Consider the following 17,029-nt stretch of genomic DNA (forward strand, 5'->3'; position numbering starts at 1 on the left):
ATAATTCCAAATTTATGGCGCTACTGGCGTAGGCAACAAATTCGGTGATCCTGTCTCTGAAGAATTTGGTTGTTCTTCGGTATTTTTAACCTGTGGTTGAGGTACTTCAATGGCTGGAGGTTTTGGCGTAGCCTCTGGTGACGGCGCAGTTGGTTGGGGTGCTGGAGAGCCAATAACTTCTGGCAGCGTGGGCGGTAAGCTGGGCGATGATTGGGGTGTAGGACGTGGACGACGCTGGAAATATCTGCTAAATCCGGTTTTTTCTGGCTGTTTTATCTGTAGCTGAGGTGATGCAGTGGCAGAAGGTACTGGCGTTACCTCTGGTTGTGGTTGAGGTAATACAGTAGCTTCAGGTGTTGGCGTTATTTCCAGTTGTGGCTTTGATGTTGACTCTGGAGATACAGTTGATTCGGGTTGAGGCGTCTTGATAATTTCTGGTAACCTTGGTGACACGCTTGGAGATGGTGTAGCAGTGGAAGAGCGACGGCGTTGGAAATATCCGCCAGACTTTGGTTTTTCTGGTTCAGGAGAGACTGTTTCAGGTAACTCAGTAGCAGAAGGTGTTGGCGTTACTTCTGGCTGTGGTTCTGGCAATGGTACAGGCTTTGGTAATGTTGATTTCGGTTCCTCTGGCTGCTTTAACTCAGCTGGCGGTGTTACGGGTACTTGTGGAATCTCAATTTCCGGTGTTGGTTGTGTTTGAGGTGTGGCTGTAGGGGTAGGTGTGGGAGTTGGTTCAGCAGGTGGTAACTTGGCAGTATAATTTGGGTCTACAATGCTACGCACCTCATCGGCTGTCAGTTCTCCTCTTACAATTCTCGAAAGTGTGTCTTTACCTTTAGGCTGGTAGTTAATCAGTCCAACCGTGGTATTGAAGACATTTTTCACAGGATTACCCTGGTTATCCAGAAATTCCAGTTTTACCCAATTTTTACCTGGTTTGAAGCCTTTGAGGTAAATTGCTTGCCAGCGATCGAGAACGAAACTTTCACCGTTAATCGTGCAACGAATGCGCCAATCACTAATGTTGTCGTTGACGTTGTCTTGAGCGACGAGGTGGAGGGGCGCATTTGTTAAATAGAAGTCCAGTAATATTGGTTCTGCACCGTAGTCACCCTTAGGACGGCTGTAGGTTAGCAGAGGTAGAGATGGATCTGGGTTATTATCTTCAGTTTTGGTGACAATGTGAAATGTTGTCTGAGCGTAAGCGCCTTCATTTTTGAAACTTTCATGCCAAGGACGAGAGGCAAAAACACGCAAGGTGTGAGTCCCTGGAGCTAAGTCTGAGAAAACCAAAGGCTGATTTAAGTCGTAAACAGCTATATATGGTTGGTTATCAAGAATTACGTGGAGATGAGGTCCTAATTCCAGTTGCGGGTTTTTAAATATTGGAAGATCTTTAACCTGAAAGCGAACTGTAACTTTATTGTCTTGAAGAAGTTCATCAGATTGAGGTGTAACTATCGCCACCTGTGGCTGGTAAACCTCCAATGCTGGGCGTATTTCTTGGATTGTTGCTGGTGGGGAAACTTCTGAAAATTCTTTGGAGATCTGTTGTGGCTTGCCTGTATAACCAATAGCTACATCTTGGCTAACAGCTTTCTCGCCACAGCTTGCCAAACTCACGACTATTAACAATGTCATCAGCCATCTAAAAACAGCAAACCCCCTGGGGAGGAGATTCTCTAACACCGTCTTCTGCCAAGAGTTCATACCTTCCACTGAGCGATCGTCTTCAACAACTGCCAGATTATTGTGGCTCAAACTGTCCATAGGGAACTATAGCCCAAAAGGTGAAATCTGCTTTACTCTACAGAATTTTTACATTGTCTTTTTGCAGGGTTAGCAGAATATGTCATTTTTTTGACAGTTTTTACGAACTGTAATTTAAACACGAAATAAACAAACACAACAGATGTAACGCCTGCGCCACAAGCACAAGCTATAAGTTTTACGAATTGTGTGCCTTTGTAAATAAAATGAAGAATCTATTGACTTTTTGCCCATTGCTTTGAAGTTAAAAGGCATATTGGACAATTATTTCAGTGATTTTGAATTATTGTTAAATTCTCTCCAACAATGTACAAGTTAAGACTTTATAATTCAACAGAAACAAACTTCCACATCGGGTCTGAATCGCCCCCCAGAAAAATTCTGGAGAAGCGAGAATAGTTAACTTTGTGGTTTCCTGATTCCTCATTCCTTATCTAGAGAGGAGGTCGAATGACGATTAGTCCTCCGGAGCGAGAGGAAAAAAAGGCAAGAGTGATAGTTGATAAAGATCCTGTACCTACCTCTTTCGAGAGATGGGCAACCCCAGGACACTTCGACAGAACTTTAGTCAGAGGTCCCAAAACCACCACATGGATTTGGAACCTGCATGCCCTCGCCCACGATTTTGATACACATACAAGCGATCTAGAAGACATCTCCCGCAAGATATTTGCAGCACACTTCGGCCACTTAGCTGTAGTGACGATTTGGCTGAGCGGGATGATATTCCACGGCGCTAAGTTTTCTAACTACGAAGCTTGGCTGAGCGACCCTTTAAACGTTAAGCCTAGTGCTCAAGTCGTTTGGCCCATTGTGGGACAAGACATTTTAAATGGTGATGTTGGCGGTGGCTTCCACGGTATTCAAATCACCTCTGGCTTATTCCACGTATGGCGTGGCTGGGGTATTACAAACACCTTCCAGCTCTACGTAACTGCCATCGGCGGCTTGGTATTAGCAGGCTTGTTCCTGTTTGCTGGTTGGTTCCATTACCACAAGCGCGCTCCCAAACTGGAATGGTTCCAGAATGTGGAGTCGATGCTGAATCACCACTTGTCAGTATTGCTAGGTTGTGGCTCTTTGGGATGGGCTGGACACGTAATTCACGTGTCGGCACCGACCAACAAGCTGTTGGATGCAGGGGTAGCTGTAAAAGATATCCCCTTGCCTCACGAGTTCATCCTGAACAAAGACTTGTTGATCGAGCTATTTCCTGGCTTTGCCAATGGTTTAGCACCTTTCTTCACTTTGAACTGGGGTCAGTATGCTGACTTCCTGACTTTCAAGGGCGGTCTGAACCCAGTTACAGGCAGCTTGTGGATGACAGATATTTCCCATCACCACTTGGCGATCGCTGTTATCTTCATCATTGCAGGTCACCAATACCGCACCAACTGGGGTATCGGTCACAGCATTAGAGAAATCCTGGAAAACCATAAAGGTCCTTTTACTGGCGAAGGTCACAAAGGTCTTTACGAAAACCTGACCACATCTTGGCATGCTCAACTGGGCACTAACCTTGCCATGCTAGGTTCGCTGACGATTATCGTCGCGCACCACATGTACGCAATGCCTCCCTATCCGTATCTGTCAACCGACTACGCTACTCAGTTGTGTATCTTCACCCACCACATGTGGATTGGAGCATTCCTGATTGTAGGCGGTGCGGCTCACGCTACCATCTTTATGGTGCGGGACTATGATCCGGTAGTGAACCAAAACAACGTGCTGGATCGGGTGCTTCGTCACAGAGATGCAATCATCTCTCACCTCAACTGGGTATGTATATTCCTCGGCTTCCATAGCTTTGGACTTTACATCCACAACGACACAATGCGTGCATTGGGTCGTCCCCAAGACATGTTCTCCGATACAGCAATTCAGTTGCAGCCGGTATTTGCTCAGTGGGTACAAAATCTCCACGCTTTAGCTCCTGGTGCAACTGCGCCTAATGCTTTAGAACCCGTTAGCTATGTCTTTGGCGGTGGAATTCTGGCTGTAGGCGGTAAGGTAGCAGCTGCGCCCATTGCTTTGGGAACAGCGGACTTCCTAATCCACCACATTCATGCATTCCAAATTCACGTCACCGTTTTGATTCTGTTAAAAGGATTCTTGTTTGCCCGTAGCTCTCGTCTGATTCCAGACAAAGCTAACCTAGGCTTCCGCTTCCCCTGCGATGGTCCTGGCCGTGGCGGCACGTGTCAAGTATCTGGTTGGGACCATGTATTCCTTGGTCTATTCTGGATGTACAACACCATCTCCATTGCAATTTTCCACTTCAGCTGGAAGATGCAATCGGATGTCTGGGGAACTGTAGACTCAGCAGGTAATGTAACTCACATTACTGGTGGTAACTTTGCCCAAAGTGCCATCACAATCAACGGTTGGTTGCGTGACTTCTTGTGGGCACAAGCTTCGCAAGTAATCAACTCCTACGGAAGTGCACTGTCTGCTTACGGACTCATGTTCTTGGGCGCTCACTTTGTATGGGCATTCAGCTTGATGTTCCTGTTCAGTGGTCGTGGCTACTGGCAAGAACTGATTGAGTCCATTGTTTGGGCGCATAATAAACTGAAGGTAGCACCATCAATTCAGCCTCGCGCTTTGAGCATTATTCAAGGTCGGGCAGTAGGTGTAGCTCACTACCTCTTAGGAGGAATTGCTACCACCTGGGCATTCTTCCACGCACACATTCTTTCAGTAGGGTAGCAATCAGCTATATGGAGTACTGGGTGCTGGGTACTGAGTGCTTAATCAAAACTCGGAACTCAGGACTCAGAACTCTAAAAGCTGAAACCTGATGGCTAAAGGTCAGAGGAATTATCAAAACCTATGGCAACGAAATTTCCAAAATTTAGCCAGGATCTCGCACAGGACCCGACTACGCGTCGGATATGGTATGCGATCGCTACAGGTAACGATTTTGAAAGCCATGATGGCATGACAGAGGAAAATCTTTACCAAAAGATTTTCGCTACTCACTTCGGTCACTTGGCAATCATCTTCCTGTGGGCATCCAGCCTCCTGTTCCACGTAGCCTGGCAAGGTAACTTTGAACAGTGGATTAAAGATCCCATTCACATCCGTCCAATCGCTCATGCAATTTGGGACCCCCACTTTGGTAAACCAGCGATTGAGGCTTTTACCCAAGCTGGCGCTAGCAATCCTGTAAACATTGCTTACTCTGGTGTTTACCACTGGTGGTACACCATCGGTATGCGGACAAACAGCGAACTATACACTGGTTCCGTTTTCCTCCTATTGTTAGCAGCATTGTTCCTGTTTGCTGGTTGGTTGCACTTGCAACCCAAGTTCCGTCCTAGCCTCTCTTGGTTTAAGAGTGCTGAACCCCGCCTGAACCACCACTTGGCAGGTTTGTTTGGCGTCAGCTCTCTGGCTTGGGCCGGTCACTTGATCCACGTTGCAATCCCTGAAGCGCGCGGACAGCACGTAGGTTGGGACAACTTCCTATCTACTGCACCCCACCCAGCAGGCTTGACACCATTCTTTACAGGTAACTGGGGTGTTTACGCCCAAAACCCTGATACAGCAGGTCATGTATTTAGCACATCTCAAGGTGCAGGTACTGCAATCCTGACTTTCTTGGGTGGCTTCCATCCCCAAACAGAATCCCTGTGGCTGACTGATATTGCTCACCACCACTTGGCGATCGCTGTTATCTTCATCATTGCCGGACATATGTACCGGACTAACTTTGGAATTGGTCACAGCATCAAAGAAATGCTGAACTCCAAGTCTGGTTTAGTACCCGGTAGCAAGAGCGAAGGTCAGTTCAACCTGCCTCACCAAGGGTTGTACGATACCTATAACAACTCTCTGCACTTCCAGTTAGGATTTCACCTAGCTGCATTGGGAACAATTACCTCCCTAGTGGCGCAGCACATGTACGCCATGCCTCCTTACGCATTTATTGCTAAGGACTACACAACCCAGGCAGCGCTATATACTCACCACCAGTACATTGCTGTATTCCTGTTGGTAGGCGCTTTCGCCCACGGTGCAATATTCTGGGTGCGTGACTACGACCCCGAACAAAACAAAGGTAACGTACTCGAACGTGTACTTAAGCACAAAGAAGCGATTATTTCCCACCTCAGCTGGGTATCTCTCTTCTTAGGCTTCCATACCCTAGGCTTGTACGTACACAACGACGTAGTAGTTGCTTTCGGAACTCCTGAAAAGCAAATCCTAATTGAGCCAGTATTTGCTCAGTTTGTCCAAGCTTCCCACGGTAAGGTACTGTACGGCTTAAATGCCTTACTGTCTAACCCTGATAGCGTTGCTTACACAGCCTACCCCAACTACGCCAACGTTTGGTTACCTGGTTGGTTGGATGCCATTAACTCTGGCACTAACTCCCTCTTCTTAACAATCGGTCCTGGCGACTTCTTGGTACACCATGCGATCGCTTTGGGTCTGCACACCACCACCTTAATTCTCGTTAAGGGTGCTTTGGATGCCCGTGGTTCTAAGCTGATGCCCGATAAAAAGGACTTCGGCTATGCCTTCCCTTGCGACGGTCCTGGTCGTGGCGGTACTTGCGACATCTCAGCTTGGGACTCCTTCTACCTCTCTCTGTTCTGGGCACTGAACACAATTGGTTGGGTTACGTTCTACTGGCACTGGAAACACCTGGGTATTTGGCAAGGTAACGTTGCTCAGTTCAACGAAAACTCCACATACCTGATGGGCTGGTTCCGTGACTACCTCTGGGCTAACTCTGCTCAGTTGATTAACGGATACAACCCCTACGGCGTGAATAACTTGTCTGTTTGGGCTTGGATGTTCCTATTCGGACACTTAGTTTGGGCAACAGGCTTCATGTTCCTGATCTCTTGGAGAGGTTACTGGCAAGAGTTGATTGAAACCCTTGTCTGGGCACATGAGCGCACTCCTCTAGCTAACCTAGTTCGCTGGAAAGATAAGCCCGTTGCTCTCTCCATCGTTCAAGGTCGTTTGGTTGGTCTAGCTCACTTTACTGTTGGCTACGTCTTCACCTACGCAGCCTTCCTAATTGCCTCCACCGCTGGTAAGTTCGGTTGATCCGGCTAATAGTGTTTTAGGTAATTAATCAAAATCCCCCGCCGCAAGGTGGGGGATTTTTTGTAAAACAATTGTCATAGCACTCGTTGTTTTAAGCATAGAGAAATAGCTATCGCTTAAAATTAACCTTAGTTATAAAGCAGAATCATTCAATTACAGGAGTTATCACGTGTCTATTCCCGAAATTACTCAAAAGTTACTAGCAGCGAAGAAAGATAAAGGGCTGAGATTTGCAGATTTAGAAGAAATTCTCGGGCGTGATGAGATATGGATTGCTGCTGTATTCTACCGTCAAGCTAGCGCTTCTGAAGAAGAAGCGAAGTTACTGGTGGAAGCTTTGGGGTTAGATGCTAGTTATATTCAAGAACTGACTGCATACCCTCTAAAAGGATTAGGCCAAGTTGTACCAACCGATCCACTTATTTATCGTTTCTACGAGATTATGCAAGTGTATGGTTTTCCCATTAAGGATGTAATTCAGGAAAAGTTTGGCGACGGGATTATGAGTGCGATTGACTTCACCCTGGATGTGGAAAAAGAAGAAGACCCCAAGGGTGATCGCGTGAAAATTATTATGTCTGGGAAATTTTTACCCTACAAAAAATGGTAGGATATCATTTTTGGATATGATGGCTTTATTTCTATCCTTATGCCAGCAAATATTATTTTCTTTAACTGAATAGTTTCTAAGTAGAAAATTAATTACTCTTGACAGCACAAACTAAAAACACACAGGAATCGAGTAATTTTATCCCTTATTACACCCAAAATAATGGAGCAATATATTTAGGTAATAGTCTAGAACTGCTCAAATTCATTGATGACAACACTATTAATTTAATTCTCACTTCACCTCCTTTTGCGCTTACACGCAAAAAAGAATACGGTAATGAAACATCTGAAAAATATATAGAATGGTTTCTACCTTTTGCCTATGAATTTAAAAGGGTTCTGGCTGAGAATGGCTCATTTATTTTAGATTTAGGTGGTGCTTATCTCCCCGGTAATCCTGTGCGGAGTATCTATCAATACGAACTTTTAGTGAGATTGTGCAAAGAAGTCGGCTTTTTTCTAGCGCAAGAATTTTACCACTATAATCCGGCACGATTACCTACTCCTGCTGAGTGGGTAACAATTAGGCGTATTCGCGTAAAAGATTCAGTAAATATCGTTTGGTGGTTATCAAAAACGCCAAATCCTAAAGCAGACAATAGAAATGTTTTAAAGCCATATAGCTCAAGTATGAAGCAATTACTCAAGAATGGCTATCAACCAAAAATACGTCCTAGCGGACATGATATTTCTGATAAATTCCAAAAGGATAACCAAGGTGCAATTCCACCAAATCTATTAGAAATTGCCAACACTGAATCAAATAGTTCTTATTTCCGCCGCTGTAAAGCAGCAGGAATTAAACCCCATCCAGCGCGTTTTCCTAAAAGTTTCGCCGAGTTCTTTATTAAATTTTTGACTGATGAAGGTGATGTAGTGTTAGATCCATTTGCAGGATCTAACACTACTGGGTTTGTTGCTGAGACTTTGCAACGTCAATGGCTTGCTTTTGAAATCAATGAAGATTATGTTACGGGAAGCCGTTACCGTTTTAATGAATAATCAGCAAACTGTGAGAACTTTTATATTTGAACTTAGAGTTTATCACCTCGATAAATGTTACTTTATCTGAGCTAGAAATCTCCAATTCAAATTTTGATAACTAACAACTCATAACTTTTTAAATAGTTAAAATGTTCGCTTTGGACTTTTAATTCTTAGTGCCAAAAAGCAGATTTATATTTCACCGTTAACCTGCATTTTATGAACTTCGTCTGCTAGCTCTTGACGACTTTGATCGTCGAGTTTATCAATTGCTAACATCCCCATAAGTATCACCTCTTTCAGAGTTAAACGTGTCGAATGTGCCTGTTTTTGCACAATCTCTTTAATAATGGGACTGACACCGATCGCAGTACTAGCTCTAGCCACAAAATAACAAGTAAATATTAATGACTTCGCCTAAATCTTAGCATTTCCAACGGAGTTCTTCTATATAACTATAGTAATCAATTTAAATTACTCTCATGCAGATTTTACATATAAGTATTAAGAGCAATGTTTATAAAAACTTAGTAGCAGAAAAAAAATAAATTTCCTATTCCTATGGTTAGAACATTCAAAAAAGTTAACTATTCCTCTAGAATTTCTACTAAGTCTTCAATCATCACATCAAATGTTCGAGCCAATTTGTGGATAGACGTAAAATCCACTGTTGTCATCCCGGTACGGCGAGCATAGCTTCTCACTGTACTGTAAATCACGCCAGAGCGATCAGAAACTTCTTTCAAAGTCCATCCTTTCTCTTGTGCGAGTTCTCGAATCTTTAATCTGATTAATCCCATATTTGACACATGATGCGTTAGCATCGTCGAATTTTATATGAGAAAATTAAAATAGATAGCCTCTTGCTCTAGCAAAATCAAGGCAATCAGTAAAATTCCCTAAATTACAGAGCTTAAAGTTAATTAGATATTTACCATGCTAACAACATTAAAGCTAACAGCCTCCTTGATGATAAAATCAAAAATCATTTATAAATTACTAACAGTAGAATTACATAAATATTTAGTGTAATAGCATACAAATACAGTTGTTGTTTTTGAGTTTATTGTAGAGCTAAGCGAGCGCTACAACACCTAACTGTCAGAAGGGAAAGCGGTAGGGTCAGTAGAATCTATGTATGTATTGAAAGTATTTCCACAGAGAGAATTGACTAGATATCCGTAAAAATTCGGTTTAAAGAGATTGTAAATTGTCAAACTGAACCCCGTGAACCTGCTTTACAGACATAGACAGAGTAAATCAAAATAAGAACTTATACCGAAGTAAAATTTTCCTGAATTTAGCCAGTTACTACTGTCATAAGAGAAAGCAATGAGTATAGGAGAGAAAAAACGATGAGGGACCCTTATCTGTTGGCAGCAAGCTTGTTAACAGGATTGGCAATACCAGCATCAGCTCTTCCACAGATGTCGATTATTCTGCCAGAAAATTCTAGATTCCATTGGGATTTAAAACAGGGTTCGCAGCTAACAATAGGTGAGAAAACTATCCCCAGTGTTGACATCTCCTTACCAGAATTTTATAGCCAGGCTGTGCAAACTTTAGAAGGTTCGCCGCCGAGAGTAAATGAGAAAATCATCCCCAACTTTGGTGTCGCTTTACCAGAGTTTACCAACCAGGGTTTGCTAACGCCAGTAGAGCCATCACTCAACCCTACGTCCCTGGGAGGTAACCGTACGCTGGCTTCAAATAGTCAACTTTACTACCAAAGATTAGCGGCTTTAAAAACAGGCCAAATTAATAAACGCTTGGATGAAGATAGCTTGCAATCAATATCGGAGTCAGCTAAGAAACGTCAACTAACTTATGACGATTGGAAACGTTTATTAGCTTTGGAAGCCAAAGCGATCGCTCAAAGCAAAGGCGCAAATCGTCTGGGCATTTTAGTAGGTGATTCTTTGAGCATGTGGTTTCCTAAAGAAAAACTGCCTACTGGCAAATTATGGTTAAATCAGGGAATTTCTGGAGATACATCCAGTGGTGTCTTAAAAAGATTGGCAGCATTTTCAGAAACGCGGCCAGAGGTAATCTATGTTATGGCTGGAATCAATGACATCCGCAAAGGTGCCAGTGACGAAGTAATTTTGCGCAATCATCGCCGAATTATGCGCAGCTTACGGCAGGCTCACCCAAATGCTCAGATAATCATTCAATCAATTTTACCTGCTCGCCTGCCAACAATTTCTAACCAGCGCATTCGTCATCTCAATACACAACTTGCACTGATTGCCAAACAAGAAAAAGTTACTTATATAAATATGTATAGGTGGTTTACAGACTTTGAAGGCAATTTACGCCAAGAGTTAACCACAGATGGCTTACATCTGTCGCCAGATGGTTATGACGTTTGGCGAGCAGCAATAGAGCAGATAGAATTAAGGGTAACTCAGCGCAATAATTGAGCGATCGCGATCGCAATTTTAGATTTATGAAAATCACTGATAGCGATTCCGTCGCTATACGTTATGTTATCGAACGTCAATTAGAAGCATTTCAAAAGGATGATACCGCAGGTGCTTTTGCCTTTGCCAGCCCGGAAATCCAAGTCCAATTCCGCAACCCAGAAAACTTTATACAAATGGTGCGGCTTAGTTATCCAGCTGTGTATCGGCCTCGTTCTGTATTCTTTGAAAAAATCACAACTATCCACGGAAAGATAACTCAACTAGTACTGCTGCTTGGGCCTGATGGAGTTCCAGTAAGGGCATTGTATTTAATGGAAAAGCAACCTGATTCCACCTGGAAGATTAACGGGTGCGTTCTCATTCCTGTGGAGGCTGAAATTAACTAGTACTGCTACGTGAAATTCGTAATTATTTTTTAGCAAAGATTTCAGACATTTCTAATGGGTGGTTCTCTTACAAAGTTTGGCGAAGAGAAGTTGCGTGCGCGGGTTAAGAGCGTTGAGCAAACTTCGGGGACTCAAACCGACACCGCCAACGGCAGTTGACGGCAGTTGCTACCCTTCGGGAACGCTTTTAGCGAACAAGTCTGGCGACCGAACGCACTGCCTCCTTTAAGCCGACGGCAGTTCCTATGCAGGGGAAACCACCAAGACCGGACTGCCTTGGGAACCCTTTCGGCAGTTGCTCATGGGGAAACCCCCAAGACCGCACTGCCGACGCTCCTACGTCGCTACCGCTACGCTAACACCAACACACTGGTTCAACTTTGCGCTTATTTACGCCGTGCTGTACTAGTTGATGAATTCGCCAACAAAATCCTATGCTTTAACGCCTAAGGTTTGTGGCTGTAACACCTGATTCAACTTACCGCTGCGATAACCTTCCAAATCTAGTGTTACGTAGATAAACCCAAACTCTTGAAAAGCGGACACTACTTTCTGTAAATCCGTTGTCAATACAAACTCTTTGATTTGTTCTGGCGGCAGTTCAATACGTGCTGTATCTCCTTCTGAACGGACGCGTAAATTATTCAAACCTAGTTTTCGCAAATAAATTTCTGCCCTACCAACTCGTTGTAGCTTGGCTATAGTAATCTCTTCACCGTAAGGAAAGCGGGAACTGAGACAGGGTTGAGCAGGTTTATCCCACCAAGGTAAATTCAGTTGTTGTGAAAGTTGGCGGATTTCTAATTTGGTGACACCGACTTCAGCTAAAGGCGATCGCGCACCTCTTTCTTTGGCTGCTTGAATTCCTGGGCGATAATCGTGTAAATCATCAGCATTCACCCCATCCACGACATAGGGATAACCCAAATTCCTAGCTAAAGGTTTGAGAGTATCATGCAATTCACTTTTACAAAAATAGCAGCGGTTGACAGGGTTAGAGGTGTAATTGGGATTGTCCATTTCGTTTGTCTGGACAATTTCATGCTTAATCCCAATAGTTGCCGCTTGAATTTTCGCATCTTCCAACTCTTCCGGCAAAAGCGACGGCGAAACAGCAGTCACAGCCAAAGCGCGATCGCCCAAAACATCATAAGCAATCTTGGCAACCAAAGTACTATCAACACCGCCAGAATAGGCTATTAGTGCCTGCTCCATTTCTGCAAATAAAGCTTTTAGTTGCTCAAGTTTTTCTGTCAGCATCATTTTTAGAGTCCTGCCGAAATCCTATAGCACCCAACAAATTCTATTTTAGTCAGGTGTCAATAGTTATTGCTCAAAAGCCAGGAGGCAACAACCAATAGATGCTGGAATGACTAACTTAACTATATTTCTCAATTTTGAATTTTATGGAAAATCTGAGCAGAGGTTTCCTCCACTTAGACTTTCTCAGACGAATTTTGAATTGCCTATAATGGTTTGCTGTATTTTGCCACCAGACTCGCTAACAGGGGTAAATCAATAGGTTTAGAAATATAGTCATTTACTCCAGCCGTTATACAAGTTTCGCGATCGCCTTTCATTGCCATTGCTGTTTGAGCAATTACTGGAGTCATGCGATATTGCTGATTTTCTCTCAGCTGCCGTACTAAGTTTAGACCATTATCATCCGGCAGGTTCACATCCATTAAAACTACTGCTGGGTTGATATTTTCCAAAGCTTCCCACATCTCGGCAGCATTCTTTGCCCAAGTTACCTGATAGCCCAATTTTTCTAGATAAATTTGCATCAACTTGGCGTTGTTTAAGTCATTTTCCACAAGCAAAATTTCTAGAAAAGAGCTAGGAGCGTTAGGCAAAGGCGGTGAGGAAGATGAATCAGCAACTTCACCCTCAATTCCTTCTAATTCTCCAACGGGATTTAGGGGCAGTACGATGGTAAAACGCGAGCCGCAATCAACTTTAGATTCAACTTCTACACAACCACCATGAACTTCTGCAAGTTTGCGAGTCACAGCTAAACCCAAACCAGTACCTTCGTTACGACTAACTGTGGAGTTGGCAATTTGGAAGTACGGTTGAAACAGCTGAGTCTGGTCTGCTTTAGATATACCTGTGCCAGTATCCCAAACTGTAAAATGCACAAAACTACCTTTAGCAACAACCTGTAAACCAACAGTTCCTGTAGTCGTAAACTTGAGAGCGTTGAAAAGTAAATTCAACAGCATTTGTTTAAGACGTAAGGAGTCAGCTACTAGAGTTGTCACATCTGTGTCTAGATTTAATAGTAATTTTAAACCCTTGTTAGCAGCTTTTTCTTTCACTAATGCCAAAACATTACGACATAGTGCTGGTACATCCACTATTTCCCACTGCACTTCCAGTTGGTTGGCTTCAATTTTAGAGAGATCCAAAATATCATTTATGAGCGCTAGCAGGTGCTTGCCACTGGACTGAATAATATTTAAATACTCTTGATGACGTTCTTTAGTTGGATCGTAGCCTTGAGCTAAAAGCAGGTGGGTGAAACCGATGATGGAACTCAGCGGTGTACGGATTTCGTGACTAGTATTTGCCAAAAACTGGTTTTTAAGTTGATTGGTACGCTCCAGTTCCCGATTAGAACTGCCCAAGTATTGGGTTTTTTGTTGCCAAGATTGTATTTGTCTCAGCTGTGCCAACACTACATTGCAATACTTAACGGCCCGTGCAACTAGTTGCGATCTCAATTGAGCTTCTAATGCTGGCAATGAATCGCAATCCGATCTAATCGGTATCGTAGCAATAATTAGCCAAGCTATTATGCCACCATAATCGTCGCTCAACTGCCAAGCGCTGGGCGTTTCTTGATTCTCAAGGTGCTGCAAATCTTCGAGATCTATTGGCTCGTCCAATCTCAAGCGCAGCTTTCTGCCTTTCTTGGAGATTGCTTCGAGGTGTAGAAGTTGTGAGCGCCGGGATGGCGATGGAGAAAGATAACAAACTTTACCAGTTATTTCTTGTGGTTGGAACAGAGCGATCGCTACCTGAGTGCTATTTAAAGCATGATTGAGATCGTTGACCAAAATTTGAAAAATTTCTGCTTCTGTAGATCTTTGCTGTGGCAAAGTAGTACAAGCAGAAAGCAGGCAATCATTAAGATGGCTTTGCAACTGGTTTAAGCTGCTCTCCAGCCACAACTCGGCCCGAAGTTGCTGGATTGTGGTCAAAAGTGTTTGAGTTGCATCTATCTGTGAGTTCTGTTCTGGTAAGCTTGAATACTGCTGCATGGTCAACTAGACCGCTGAACAAGTTTAGCTTCGCACAAGAGTGCGAACAGGATCTTATGTATATTAGCGCACATTTGTTTTCTATTTATAAAGCATAACCTATAGTGTCGAATGTGACGAAGATCCCACAATCTAATGTACGAAATCACTAAGCTCGAAATTTCTTAAGACCAACTTAAGACTATGGATATACAACTTGCTCAATTAATTATCAATGGGATTGCTGTAGGCAGTATTATTGCTCTAGCTGCCGTCGGACTTACCCTTACCTATGGGATTTTACGGTTGTCAAATTTTGCCCACGGTGACTTTCTAACTTTGGGGGCCTACCTGACACTGCTAGTGAATACTACTGGTATAAACATTTGGCTGTCGATGATACTGGCTGCGGCGGGAACAGTAGCTACGATGTTGTTATCAGAAAAGTTGCTGTGGTCAAGAATGCGGAATCTCCGTGCTACTTCCACTACACTGATTATTATTTCCATCGGACTCGCCTTATTCTTACGCAATGGCATTATCCTCATCTGGGGTGGTAAGAACCAAAATTACAATCTCCCTGTTACTCCAGCTTTAGACATCTGGGGCTTAAAGGTGCCGCAAAATCAATTGTTGGTATTGGGTTTAGCAGTGCTGGCTATTTTGGCGCTGCACTACCTTTTACAAAACACTAAAATTGGCAAGGCGATGCGAGCGGTGGCTGACGATCTAGACTTAGCTAGGGTTTCTGGTATTAATGTTGACCAAGTGATTTTCTGGACTTGGCTAATTGCTGGCACACTTACTTCCTTCGGGGGAAGTATGTACGGGTTAATTACTGCTGTACGTCCGAATATGGGGTGGTTTTTGATTTTGCCCCTATTCGCCTCAGTGATTTTGGGTGGAATTGGTAATCCTTATGGTGCGATCGCCGCAGCTTTTATTATTGGCATAGCTCAAGAAGTCAGCACCCCTTGGCTGGGTTCTCAATATAAACAAGGTGTAGCGCTGTTAATCATGATTTTGGTGCTGCTCATTCGTCCCAAAGGTTTATTCAAAGGCACGATTTGAGCAGCACCGCTTAACTTCTTAAGTTATTCGATGATATGGAAGTAATAGGCCGCAACTACGAAGTTGATTGCTAACAAAAACAATGCCCAACCAGTACGGAAGGGGTATGGAGGTTTAGCACCACTGTTAGCAACTGGGGAATTAGCAGTTTTATCAGCCATTAGTCTGTTCTCCTAAATTTCAGGACTTTTTAAGACATACCAAACAGGTGTACCGATTACCCAAATTCTTTAAAAATATTTGTGTAGTGGTGGCGATTGGGGTATTGAGCATGGGGAAGAGATGGGGGACTCGGGGCCCCCTCTGGGGATTGGGGGAAGAAGGAGAAGATGAGGAGATAAGGAAGAACTCCCCACATTCCCCACGCTCTCCACACTCCCTTATCCTCCTCGTCCCCCTGTTCACTCAAGCCTCTTCACCTGCATGGTAGGAACTACGAACCAGAGGTCCAGAACGGACGTGGCTGAATCCCATTTTCCATGCTACGCTGCCGAGTTGATCAAATTCCTCTGGGGTCCAGTATTTTTGGACTGGCAGATGTTCCAAAGAAGGTCGCATATATTGACCAACAGTTAGGCGATCGCATCCTACGGCTCTTAAATCTGCCATTGTTTCGATGACTTCATCGCTGGTTTCTCCATGTCCTAGCATCAAACCTGATTTCGTAGGTATAGAGGAATCTATCTCTTTGGCGAGTGAAAGCACATGTAGCGAGCGATCGTACTTCGCTCCCCGGCGCACTGGTCCAGTTAAGCGTCGCACCGTCTCAATATTGTGGTTAAAACAGGCTGGCTTCGCCCTGACAATCATCGCTATCCGTTGGCGTTGACCTTCTTCCCCAGCCCCCACTCCACCCCAAAAATCTGGTGTCAGCACTTCAATTTGAGTTTCCGGATTCAACCGACGGATAGTCTCCATCGTTTGGACAAAATGGCTGGCTCCTTGATCGTCCAAGTCGTCACGGGCTACAGAAGTCAACACCACATAACGTAATCCCAACAGTTGCACTGCTTCTGCCACCTTTTGTGGTTCTTCTAGGTCAACAGGCATTGGTGCATGGCCCTTATCTACTTGACAAAATGCACAAGAGCGTGTACATGTAGGACCCATTAACAAAAAAGTTGCAGTTTTTTGCGCATAGCATTCCCCGCGGTTAGGGCAGCGTCCTTCTTCGCAAATTGTATGAATTTGGCGCTGCTTGATAATGCGTTGTACGGTAGAGATTTCACTGGCTTTGCCAATTGAGCGACGTAACCAGCTAGGCATTGCCATAATTTCTGACTTGAGTTGGGCTTGTTGTGACGAAGTCATAGACATCCAAGCAAGATCCAAAGGTAATGTAGGGCAAGTTTCCTATGCTCTAGAGCAAGGTTAAAGCCTTAAATATCACCATGACATAAATTGAAAAGAACACAAGCAGAAGTTTCTTAAAACACATCTAGTAACATCACTTATACCGAAATATACT

General features: G+C 43.8%; 15 protein-coding genes. 8 read left to right on the plus strand and 7 right to left on the minus strand.

The annotated features are described in order from the left end of the window. Positions 1-12: 12 nt before the first annotated feature. Complete coding sequence (locus BV372_RS20415; RefSeq protein WP_256973346.1) at positions 13-1,713, minus strand: hypothetical protein; 1,701 nt, start codon at positions 1,711-1,713, stop codon at positions 13-15. Between the two features lie 510 nt (positions 1,714-2,223). On the opposite strand from BV372_RS20415, the gene psaA reads away from it, so the two are divergent. From psaA to BV372_RS20435, 4 genes are all read left to right on the plus strand, one after another. Beyond that, the gene (gene psaA / locus BV372_RS20420) at positions 2,224-4,482 is read left to right on the plus strand and encodes a photosystem I core protein PsaA (RefSeq protein WP_086688321.1); all 2,259 of its coding nucleotides are present in this window, start codon (positions 2,224-2,226) and stop codon (positions 4,480-4,482) included. A gap of 123 nt (positions 4,483-4,605) precedes the next feature. Beyond that, the gene (psaB, locus tag BV372_RS20425) at positions 4,606-6,837 is read left to right on the plus strand and encodes a photosystem I core protein PsaB (RefSeq protein WP_086688322.1); all 2,232 of its coding nucleotides are present in this window, start codon (positions 4,606-4,608) and stop codon (positions 6,835-6,837) included. 169 nt (positions 6,838-7,006) lie between these two features. Further along, positions 7,007-7,447: a cyanase gene (gene cynS, locus BV372_RS20430; RefSeq protein ID WP_086688323.1), complete on the plus strand. Its 441-nt coding sequence runs from the start codon at positions 7,007-7,009 to the stop codon at positions 7,445-7,447. 98 nt (positions 7,448-7,545) lie between these two features. Then, on the plus strand, positions 7,546-8,451 hold the full coding sequence (locus BV372_RS20435) for a site-specific DNA-methyltransferase (RefSeq protein ID WP_086688324.1): 906 nt from the start codon (positions 7,546-7,548) through the stop codon (positions 8,449-8,451). Positions 8,452-8,625: 174 nt separating this feature from the next. Here BV372_RS20435 and BV372_RS20440 read toward each other — a convergent pair whose 3' ends face one another. Then, entirely contained in the window at positions 8,626-8,820 is a 195-nt protein-coding gene (locus tag BV372_RS20440; protein ID WP_015130880.1) for a hypothetical protein, read from the minus strand. Positions 8,821-9,020: 200 nt separating this feature from the next. After that, entirely contained in the window at positions 9,021-9,233 is a 213-nt protein-coding gene (locus BV372_RS20445) for a helix-turn-helix domain-containing protein (RefSeq protein ID WP_086688326.1), read from the minus strand. A 555-nt stretch (positions 9,234-9,788) separates the two neighbouring features. Here BV372_RS20445 and BV372_RS20450 point away from each other — a divergent pair. From BV372_RS20450 to BV372_RS35330, 3 genes are all read left to right on the plus strand, one after another. Then, entirely contained in the window at positions 9,789-10,856 is a 1,068-nt protein-coding gene (locus BV372_RS20450; protein ID WP_086688327.1) for an SGNH/GDSL hydrolase family protein, read from the plus strand. Between the two features lie 26 nt (positions 10,857-10,882). Beyond that, positions 10,883-11,245 (plus strand): DUF4864 domain-containing protein, encoded by a 363-nt coding sequence (locus tag BV372_RS20455; protein ID WP_086688355.1) that lies wholly within the window; start codon positions 10,883-10,885, stop codon positions 11,243-11,245. 165 nt (positions 11,246-11,410) lie between these two features. Then, a complete protein-coding gene (locus BV372_RS35330; RefSeq protein WP_143845217.1) occupies positions 11,411-11,695 on the plus strand; it encodes a hypothetical protein in 285 nt (94 codons plus the stop codon). Here BV372_RS35330 and larE read toward each other — a convergent pair. After that, on the minus strand, positions 11,678-12,505 hold the full coding sequence (gene larE / locus BV372_RS20460; RefSeq protein WP_179198173.1) for an ATP-dependent sacrificial sulfur transferase LarE: 828 nt from the start codon (positions 12,503-12,505) through the stop codon (positions 11,678-11,680). The genes BV372_RS35330 and larE overlap by 18 nt on opposite strands. Positions 12,506-12,711: 206 nt before the next feature. Next, a complete protein-coding gene (gene hrmK / locus BV372_RS20465; protein WP_086688329.1) occupies positions 12,712-14,511 on the minus strand; it encodes a hybrid histidine kinase/response regulator HrmK in 1,800 nt (599 codons plus the stop codon). Between the two features lie 183 nt (positions 14,512-14,694). Here hrmK and BV372_RS20470 point away from each other — a divergent pair, with 183 nt between their 5' ends. Continuing rightward, a complete protein-coding gene (locus BV372_RS20470) occupies positions 14,695-15,561 on the plus strand; it encodes a branched-chain amino acid ABC transporter permease (RefSeq protein ID WP_086688330.1) in 867 nt (288 codons plus the stop codon). Positions 15,562-15,584: 23 nt separating this feature from the next. Here the strand turns inward: BV372_RS20470 and BV372_RS20475 are convergent, their stop codons facing one another. Both BV372_RS20475 and lipA read right to left on the minus strand, forming a co-directional pair. After that, entirely contained in the window at positions 15,585-15,722 is a 138-nt protein-coding gene (locus BV372_RS20475; RefSeq protein WP_086688331.1) for a photosystem I protein PsaX, read from the minus strand. A gap of 244 nt (positions 15,723-15,966) precedes the next feature. After that, the gene (lipA, locus tag BV372_RS20480) at positions 15,967-16,872 is read right to left on the minus strand and encodes a lipoyl synthase (protein WP_086688332.1); all 906 of its coding nucleotides are present in this window, start codon (positions 16,870-16,872) and stop codon (positions 15,967-15,969) included. Positions 16,873-17,029 lie beyond the last annotated feature (157 nt).

It is taken from the genome of Nostoc sp. T09 (assembly GCF_002154695.1).
In the GTDB taxonomy this organism is placed as follows: Bacteria; Cyanobacteriota; Cyanobacteriia; order Cyanobacteriales; family Nostocaceae; genus Aulosira.

Coding starts and splice junctions, on each gene's coding strand:
- BV372_RS20415 (WP_256973346.1), bottom strand. CDS start 1,713: ATGAACTCTTGGCAGAAGACGGTGTTAGAGAATCTCCTCCCCAGGGGG.
- psaA (WP_086688321.1), top strand. CDS start 2,224: ATGACGATTAGTCCTCCGGAGCGAGAGGAAAAAAAGGCAAGAGTGATA.
- psaB (WP_086688322.1), top strand. CDS start 4,606: ATGGCAACGAAATTTCCAAAATTTAGCCAGGATCTCGCACAGGACCCG.
- BV372_RS20445 (WP_086688326.1), bottom strand. CDS start 9,233: ATGGGATTAATCAGATTAAAGATTCGAGAACTCGCACAAGAGAAAGGA.
- BV372_RS20450 (WP_086688327.1), top strand. CDS start 9,789: ATGAGGGACCCTTATCTGTTGGCAGCAAGCTTGTTAACAGGATTGGCA.
- BV372_RS20455 (WP_086688355.1), top strand. CDS start 10,883: ATGAAAATCACTGATAGCGATTCCGTCGCTATACGTTATGTTATCGAA.
- larE (WP_179198173.1), bottom strand. CDS start 12,505: ATGCTGACAGAAAAACTTGAGCAACTAAAAGCTTTATTTGCAGAAATG.
- hrmK (WP_086688329.1), bottom strand. CDS start 14,511: ATGCAGCAGTATTCAAGCTTACCAGAACAGAACTCACAGATAGATGCA.
- BV372_RS20470 (WP_086688330.1), top strand. CDS start 14,695: ATGGATATACAACTTGCTCAATTAATTATCAATGGGATTGCTGTAGGC.
- BV372_RS20475 (WP_086688331.1), bottom strand. CDS start 15,722: ATGGCTGATAAAACTGCTAATTCCCCAGTTGCTAACAGTGGTGCTAAA.
- lipA (WP_086688332.1), bottom strand. CDS start 16,872: ATGACTTCGTCACAACAAGCCCAACTCAAGTCAGAAATTATGGCAATG.